Genomic DNA, 8219 nt, shown 5'->3' on the forward strand with positions numbered 1-8219 from the left:
TAACAGGCCGGATATAAGCGTGCAGTCTCACCCCGGCCATGGCGAATCGGGCTTGCACAACGGGACGGGTCCATATAAGCGAATTCATTCGTGATTAGCGTGGGAGCGACTTCAGTCGCGATTGCAGCGCGCAGCGCTGGCCAGTCAACCAAGCAGCAGTAGGCGTTCAGGTACTTTCTCGCACGGTAAGCTCATAGCCGATATCCATCCGTGACGCTGATTGCTCCCGGCATTCGAGCCTGGCAAGCATCAATTTGGCCGCCTGAACCCCCATCTCGAACCGCGGCACGGTCACAGTGGTGAGCTGCGGTGTAAGGTGCTCGCCCAGCGACAGCCCAAGGTATCCGCCAATGGCGATCTCCTCAGGCACGCGAACGCCCTGCCGATTGGCCTCCATCAATGCCCCGGCGGCCAGATTGTCATTGGCGAAGTGCAACGCCTGCAGGTCAGGTCGAGTTGCCAACGCCTCCAGGAACAAGCGACGCCCTGACGCATAAGATGATGGCTCATCGCGTCGAAAAAGTATGTCGCATTCCACCTTGGCCTCCTCCAGCACCCGCCGATGCCCCTCGAACCGCTGCATTGCACGGTAGTCACGATCCATCCCGGTTCCGAGGTAAGCGATACGCTGGAAGCCTCGCGCCAGCAAATGCTTCGCCATGCAGGCACCCACTGCGTAATTGTCCACCCCGACGTTCATGTCAATACAGTCGTCGCCAAGCTCCATGATCTCGATGACCGGGCGCCCCCAGCTATTGAGGCGCCGAGCAGTGCGCTCGTGGTGTCGAAGGCCGGTCAGGATGACCCCTGACGGCGAGTACCCAAGCAGCGAGTCGATCAGGCTCGCCTCGCGATCCAGGTCGAAGTCGGTCGAGCCGAGCAGCACCTGGTAGCCAGCCTCTTCAAGGGTCTGCTGAATGCCATGAATCACTTCGATAAAGGTCAGGATCGACAGCGACGGTACGACGACAGGGATCATCCTCATTTCCGCCGAGGCTAGGCCTCCGGCCACCAGGTTCGGCACATAGCCAAGTGAAGCTACGGCTTGATCGATGCGCTCGCGAAGTTTGGCTGACACACGATCAGGCGTATTGAGAGCACGGGACACCGTTATAGCTGCCACCCCAGCGGCCGAAGCAACGTCCTGTATCGTCACTCGATCCGTACCGCGGTGACGCCGCCGGCCTCGCGCTCCGGAATTCTGATTCACCATGGCTCTCCCTGATATTCGTTTACGCCATGATCTCATCCTAACGGATAACAAGCGAAATGGTAGCGCTACCAAAAATCCCGTGCTAGCTTTTTTAGCAGTGGCACGGAATTACAAGGAGCCAACCTGCCAGCTTACCGAACAGCTGGGCAGGGCCCGCATCAGGATGACCGCAAGTCGCCACTCATACTGAATTTCCAAAGGGGTACCCAAGAATGAATACAAGAACAGCAAGCCGACTCGTCATCGCCAGCCTGGCCAGTTTCGGCATCGCTGCCCACGCCAGCGCCACCGAACTCGCCATCGCCATCCACACCGAGCCCTCCCATGCCATGTTCAAGGTGGGCGAGCGCCTCAAAGAGGCCATAGAGTCAGACACCAACGGCGAATACACCGTCACCCTGCTGGGCACTGAAGTCGGCGGTGAACGTGACCACCTGGAAGGCGCCAGCTTTGGGGAATACGCTATCGCCCTTGGCGGTTCCATGCCGATGACCCTCTACGCCTCCGAGTTCTCTGCTGCCGACCTACCCTTCGTCTATAGCAGCAGCGAACAGGCGCGGCAGGTCTATGAAGGCGATACCGGTGAACTGATCAACGAGCAGCTGATTGCCCAAGGCAACATGCGCCTGGTGGGACTCTCGGCTCGCAACCCACGCAACCTGACCTCCAACTCAGCCGTGGAGACTCCTGAAGACATTCAAGGGGTTCGCATGAGGGTGCCGGAGATCGCGCCATGGATTCAGATCTGGGAAGAGATCGGCGCCCTGCCAAGCCCTATCGCCTGGCCCGAAGTCTACACGTCATTGCAGACAGGCGTGATCGATATGCAGGAGAACCCCGTCGACCTGATCCACGCCGGCAGGATCCACGAGGTTCAAAGCCACCTCAATAAAACCGAGCACGTCTACTCGTTCTTCCACTGGCTAATGAACGAGGACTTCTACCAGGGTCTCTCCGACGAGAATCGCGAGATCATCCTCGACGCCATCGAGGACGCCACCACCTGGGGCAACGAAATGGTCGCCAACGGTCAGGACGACCTCTACGAAGAACTCCAGGAGCTTGGTATGACCGTCGTCGAACCGGATGTAGCAGCCTTCCATGAGGCCGCCGAGCCCGCCATCCGCGATATTGCCGATTCCTACCACCCAGCGGTGCGTGACTACGTCATGTCACTGCTCGAGTAAGGCATGTCCCCGGTCCAATGGGCCGGGGCGCCCTCTTCACTATCCTGCATTCGGAGGCGCCCGTGACTATCGCGGACTGCGTAAACCGTGCCATCGAGCTGTTCTGGCGACTCCTCACCGCCATCGTCACGACGGCTTTCGCGCTGATGCTGACGATCATGGCCATCCAGGTCATTTCACGATATGCGCTGGGCATCGCCGTGTCGTGGACCGACGAGGCATCTCGTTATCTCTTCCTCGCCCAGATTTTCCTCGGTTCGGTGCTGGCACTGCGCTACCAGGAACACATTCGCATTACGGTAGTGACCGACCTGATGGGACCACGTCTCCGCCATGTCGTGGCAAGCCTGGCCGACGTCATCTGCATCCTGGTGCTACTAATGCTAGCCATTGGCGGCTGGAACATGATGGAGAGAACCGCCGGTGTACTGGCCAGTACCTTCCGTTTGAGCTTCTCGTACATCTACATGATTCAACTTATTTCATCGCTGATGATGATCGGGCTGCTAATTGGCGACCTCTACCGACGCCTGTTCATCAAACTGCCCGCCATCCACACCGACCGGAGTGAATGACCATGGAAGTCTTCATCATCCTGTTCGTCGGCCTCATCGTCCTGTTAATGCTGGGGGTGCCGGTCGCCTTTGCCATGATCGCCTCCTCGGCGATGGTGCTCGGCTATACACGTGGCTTCGATGCCATTCCCATGGAGATGATCTCCCAACGCACCCTCTACGGCGTCAACAGCTTCACCCTGCTGGCCATCCCGGCCTTTCTGTTGATCGGTCGTCTAATGAACAGCGCCGGCATCTCGGATCGTGTTTTCAATATCGCCAGGACGATGGTCGGCCACATGAAGGGCGGCCTCGGCCATGTCAACGTCGTGGCCAGCATGCTGTTCGCCGGCATGTCAGGCTCCGCCGTGGCGGATGCTGGCGGACTGGGCGCCCTGGAAATCAAGGCCATGGAAGATGATGGCTACCCCACCGGCTTTAGCGCCGCAGTCACGGCGAGCTCGGCCACCATAGGCCCGATCATTCCACCCAGCATTCCCGCCGTCATCTACGGTGCCCTGGCCAATGCCTCCATCGCCGGTATCTTCCTGGCGTCGATCATTCCCGGGCTATTCATGGGACTGGGCCTGATGGCCATGGTCGCCATCATCTCGCACCGTCGCGGCTTCCCGACCCGCCCCAGGGCTCGCTTCAACGAGTTCACGGCAGCGTTGGCGCGCGGCTTACTTCCGATGCTGACGCCACTCATCATCATCGTGGGGATCCTGACCGGCGTCTTCACGCCCACCGAGGCGTCGGTGGTTGCCCTGGTCTACTGCCTGTTCATTGCCTTCGTGGTCTACCGCTCCATCAGCCTCCGAGAGTTCATCTGCATCCTCCGCGCCACTGCTATCGACTCGGCCGCCCTGATGTTCATCATTGCCGGAAGCGCCCTGTATAGCTGGGTCCTGGGGCGTTACCAGGTCACCTCACTGATTGCCGACTTTCTGCTCGCTACCGTGACCGATCCACTGGGCCTGCTGTTGCTGCTGACCCTGTTCATCCTGTTGATCGGACTGTTCATCGATTCGGTACCGGCACTGTTCCTGCTCACCCCGCTGCTGGTGCCAGTGGTGGTGCAATACGGTATCGACCCTGTGCACTTCGGGGTCGTGATGATCTTCACCCTGATGATCGGACTGATCACGCCACCCGTCGGTACAGTGCTGTTTACCATTCAGAAGATCACCGGTCTGTCTTTCGGCACGTTAGTTCGGGAAACGCTCCCCTTCTACATCCCGCTGATCTTCGTCCTGCTGATCATCATCTGCTTCCCCTCTATCGTCATGTTCCTACCGAACCTGGTCCTGAATTAAGGAGAGTCCAACATGTCAGTGCTCATTACCGGTGGCCTCGGCCACGTCGGCTCCTGGGTTGCCTACCTATTGGCCAAACAGGGCAAGCAGGTGGTCATCTGCGACACAGCGGCCAGCCGCTTCGAGAGCATGGGCCTGGACTACCTCGAAGAGGTGCGGGACATGCTCACCCTCGAGTCAGTCGACGTTCTCGACTACCACAGTATCTTCGAGATCCTCCTGCGCCACCGGGACGAGCTGGAAGGTGTTATCCACGGCGTCTCGGTGATTGCCGGCCCCTACTTCCAGCAGCACCCCTTCAAGCACATATCGATCAACGCCTCGGGTACGCTCAACGTCTACGAAACGTGCCGCATTCTCGGCATCAATAAAATCGTCAACATGAGCTCCGGTGCCGTCTATGGCGATGCCCCAGGGCCCCAGCACGAAGACACGCGCTACAAGGCCACCGACCTCTACGGTGCTTCCAAGATCTCGGGTGAACTCTACGGCCTGCAGTACAGCGACACCTTCGGCATGGATATCCGTAACGCCAGGCTGTTCTTCGTCTATGGCCCCGGCAAGCGGCCGTCGCACATGCACAAAGTCTACCAAGGGCTGTTCGGTCCTCTAGAAGGGCTCGATGATATCCAGGCGCCCAATGGTTCCGAGCAGGCGCTGGACTGGACGCATGTTGTGGATACCGCCACCGGCATCGTCAAGCTGTTCGAGAAGCCCCAGGTGACGCATCGCAACTTCAATATTTCCAGCGGGGTACCGGTCGACCACCTCCGGATCGTCGACGAGGTTAGTGATATCACGGGCAAGACCGCCAACGTACAGCTAGGTCCGGGCCCGTTCGTCGTCCGCGGAGCACCGCTGGATATCTCCCGCGCACGACAGGAACTCGGTTTCGAGCCACGCTTTACCGATATCCGCGAGGGCATTCGTGATTACTGGCAGTGGCTCCAGAACGCCACGCGCACCTAGGTTGTAGAGAGTCCAGCTATGAGTGATCGCATCCTGGCCACCTATCTGATCGAGACTCCCTACCCGCTGGAGCATGCCGCACAGGTAATGGCCGGTGAGCAGTCCTGCGGCACCTTCACCCGCCTGGCCAGCGAGACCGACTCGCTTCGCGAAGCGCACGGTGCGCTGGTCGAGCACATCGAGCCGCTGGAGGTTGCCTACGCCCCTGCACTGCCGATTCCAGGCGTGCCGGGAGGTAGCACCCGCCCCGTCTACCGGCGCGCGTATGTCACCCTCTCCTGGCCATTGGCTAACCTAGGCCCGTCATTGCCAACCCTGTTCGCAACGGTTGCCGGCAACCTCTTCGAGCTCAAGGAGTTCTCGGCGCTGAAGCTGCTCGACCTGACCCTGCCGAGACCGTTTGCAGAGGCCTACCCCGGCCCCCAGTTTGGCGTGGCTGGCACCCGCGACCTGACGGGCATCCACGGGCGGCCGCTGATCGGTACCATCATCAAGCCCAGCGTGGGGCTGTCACCTGCAGCCACCGCCGACGTAGTACGCGAGTTGCTGGACGGCGGCATCGACTTCATCAAGGACGACGAGCTTCAGGCCAACGGCCCCCATAATCCGCTCAAGGCAAGAGTCGATGCCGTGATGCCACTGATTCGGGAGCACGCCGAGCGCACTGGCCGCCAGGTGATGTACACCTTCAATATCACCGCTGAGGCTGATGAAATGCGCGACCACCATGACCATGTGGTCGCTGCAGGTGGCAACTGCGTCATGCTCGCCCTGAACGCCGTTGGCCTCAGCGGCGTGACCCAGCTGCGGCACCACTGCCAAGTGGCGCTACATGGCCACCGTGCCGGCTGGGGAATGTTCAGCCGTTCACCACACCTGGGCATGAGCTTCGTGGCCTATCAGAAGTTATGGCGCCTGGCTGGCGTCGACCATATCCACGTCAACGGCCTGCGCAACAAGTTCAGCGAGGAAGACGCCAGCGTGATCGCCAGCGCCCGTACCTGCTTGACCCCCATGTTCGAACCGCCGGCACCCGGCTGCGAGGTGATGCCAGTATTCTCTTCTGGCCAGACCGCCGACCAGGCAGTAGATACCTACGCCGCCATCGCCAGTACCGATCTCATATTCTGCGCCGGAGGCGGTATCATGGCCCACCCTGATGGTATCGGCGCCGGCGTAAGGAGCCTGCGCCAAGCCTGGGAGGCTGCGGTAGCCGGCATAGACATCGACGCCTACGCCCGCGAGCACAAAGAGCTCGCCCGGGCCTTGGAGACATTTCGCCGATGACCCCCAACGAATCCTCCCCGCTGATCACCTACTATGGCGACGACCTGACCGGCTCTACCGATGCCATGGAGGCCCTCGCCGGACAGGGTGTCGACACCGTGCTATTCACCGCCATTCCCAACGACGACCTGCTGGCACGCTTTCGTCACTGCAGGGCCATCGGTCTGGCCGGAACAAGCCGCAGCGAATCGCCCGCCTGGATGGACCAGCACCTGGCCCCCGCCCTTACCTGGCTACGCGAGCGCGGCGCCGCCTTGTGTCACTACAAGACCTGCTCCACCTTCGACAGCGCCCCAGAGGTCGGTAGCATTGGCCATGCGCTGGAAATCGGCCACCACCTATTCGGCCATCCTGGCGTACCGATTGTCGTCGGCGCCCCCCAGCTTCGCCGCTACACCGCTTTCGGTCAGCTATTCGCCGCAGCCCAAGGCGAGGTATACCGCATTGACCGCCATCCGATCATGTCACGCCATCCGGTGACGCCAATGCACGAAGCCGACCTGCGCCGCCATCTGGCATCGCAGACCAGCCTCGCCATAGGCCTCATCGACCTGCCTACCTTGGCTGCAAACGACGTCGATGCACGTGTCGAGGCGGCTCATGAAAAGCACGCCGCACTGCTCTACGACGTGCTCGACGCCAACAGTCAGGCCGAAGTAGGACGCCAACTGTGGCGCATGCGCCAACCCAATGGCGGTTTCGTGGTCGGATCTTCTGGCGTCGAATACGCCCTGCTCGCCGAGTGGCGACGCCTGGGGCTGATCGAGACGCCACAGCCTTTTTCCAACCCTGGGCCAGTAGAACGCATAGCCGTCATCTCAGGCAGTTGCTCCGACACCACCGCTCGCCAGATTCGTCACGCCGAGGCTCATGGATTTACCGCGCTACGAGTGGATGCCGCGAGCCTGGTTGACGACGCGCTAGCGACTGCCGAGCTCGACGAAGTCCGTAATCGCGCGTTGGCCGCGCTGGCCAAAGGCCGCAGCGTAGTGATCTATACCGCCCTCGGCCCAAATGATGGCCAACTGACGCTTCCAGACAACAGCAGCGCGCATCTCATAGGCCGACACCTGGGCAGTCTGCTGCGAGACCTGGTAAGCGCAGAGCGTCTGCACCGGGTGGTTGTCGCCGGTGGTGACACATCAAGCCACGCGATTCAGGAACTGAATATTCAAGCACTGACCACTCGCCTGCCTCTGCCGCTAACGCCCGGGGCTCCGATATGCACCGCGCACAGCAGCGACGCTACCTACGACGGCCTAGAGATCACGTTCAAGGGCGGCCAGATGGGTGACGATGCCTTCTTCGTGCGGATCCGCGATGCCCAGCTGGACTGATCGTTAGGGCCCCACACCTAGCCGGCCTGCCATCTACAGCCTGACATGCCAGAAGCGCTTAGACGGCTTGGGCCTAGCCTGAACGCTTGTTGAGACCAAAGGCTAATGTCGCCCGAGCACCACAATGTCTAAATTGGTCCGACAACCTACAACCTATCATATGATATCGAGACATAGATGACGGATTCTGCCACCACATCCACGACCGCGGACGGTCTCACGCCAATTCCCAAGCGCCGAGTACCAGACGAAGTCGCAAGACAGATCCCTGAATTCAAGTAATAAGCGCAGCACCTGCGGTGTTGAGGGCTCCTGAGTATTCACCCAAAAACACCTGTGCCGGTGTCCGGTAACCA

7 protein-coding genes are annotated in these 8219 nt (G+C 60.5%); 6 read left to right on the forward strand and 1 reads right to left on the reverse strand.

Annotated elements, in window-relative coordinates; genetic code table 11:
• Window positions 1–166: 166 nt before the first annotated feature.
• Window positions 167–1210, reverse strand: coding sequence for a LacI family DNA-binding transcriptional regulator (locus QC821_RS21505; protein WP_309725554.1), 1044 nt, complete (start codon window positions 1208–1210; stop codon window positions 167–169).
• 215 nt (window positions 1211–1425) lie between these two features.
• On the opposite strand from QC821_RS21505, the gene QC821_RS21510 reads away from it, so the two are divergent.
• From QC821_RS21510 to QC821_RS21535, 6 genes are all read left to right on the forward strand, one after another.
• Window positions 1426–2400, forward strand: a complete 975-nt coding sequence (locus QC821_RS21510) for a TRAP transporter substrate-binding protein (RefSeq protein WP_309725556.1) — start codon at window positions 1426–1428, stop codon at window positions 2398–2400.
• A gap of 62 nt (window positions 2401–2462) precedes the next feature.
• A complete protein-coding gene (locus QC821_RS21515) occupies window positions 2463–2975 on the forward strand; it encodes a TRAP transporter small permease (RefSeq protein ID WP_309725558.1) in 513 nt (170 codons plus the stop codon).
• A 2-nt stretch (window positions 2976–2977) separates the two neighbouring features.
• Entirely contained in the window at window positions 2978–4270 is a 1293-nt protein-coding gene (locus QC821_RS21520; protein WP_309725560.1) for a TRAP transporter large permease, read from the forward strand.
• Between the two features lie 12 nt (window positions 4271–4282).
• Window positions 4283–5239 carry an NAD-dependent epimerase/dehydratase family protein gene (locus tag QC821_RS21525; RefSeq protein ID WP_309725562.1) on the forward strand — a complete coding sequence of 319 codons (957 nt, stop codon included), beginning with the start codon at window positions 4283–4285 and terminating at the stop codon, window positions 5237–5239.
• An 18-nt stretch (window positions 5240–5257) separates the two neighbouring features.
• On the forward strand, window positions 5258–6526 hold the full coding sequence (locus QC821_RS21530) for a ribulose-bisphosphate carboxylase large subunit family protein (protein ID WP_309725563.1): 1269 nt from the start codon (window positions 5258–5260) through the stop codon (window positions 6524–6526).
• Window positions 6523–7863, forward strand: coding sequence for a four-carbon acid sugar kinase family protein (locus QC821_RS21535; protein ID WP_309725565.1), 1341 nt, complete (start codon window positions 6523–6525; stop codon window positions 7861–7863). Before QC821_RS21530 ends, QC821_RS21535 begins: the two co-directional genes overlap by 4 nt.
• The last annotated feature ends 356 nt before the right edge of the window (window positions 7864–8219 follow it).

The sequence above is a fragment of the Franzmannia qiaohouensis genome (assembly GCF_031451695.1).
GTDB classification, from domain to species: domain Bacteria; phylum Pseudomonadota; class Gammaproteobacteria; order Pseudomonadales; family Halomonadaceae; genus Franzmannia; species Franzmannia qiaohouensis.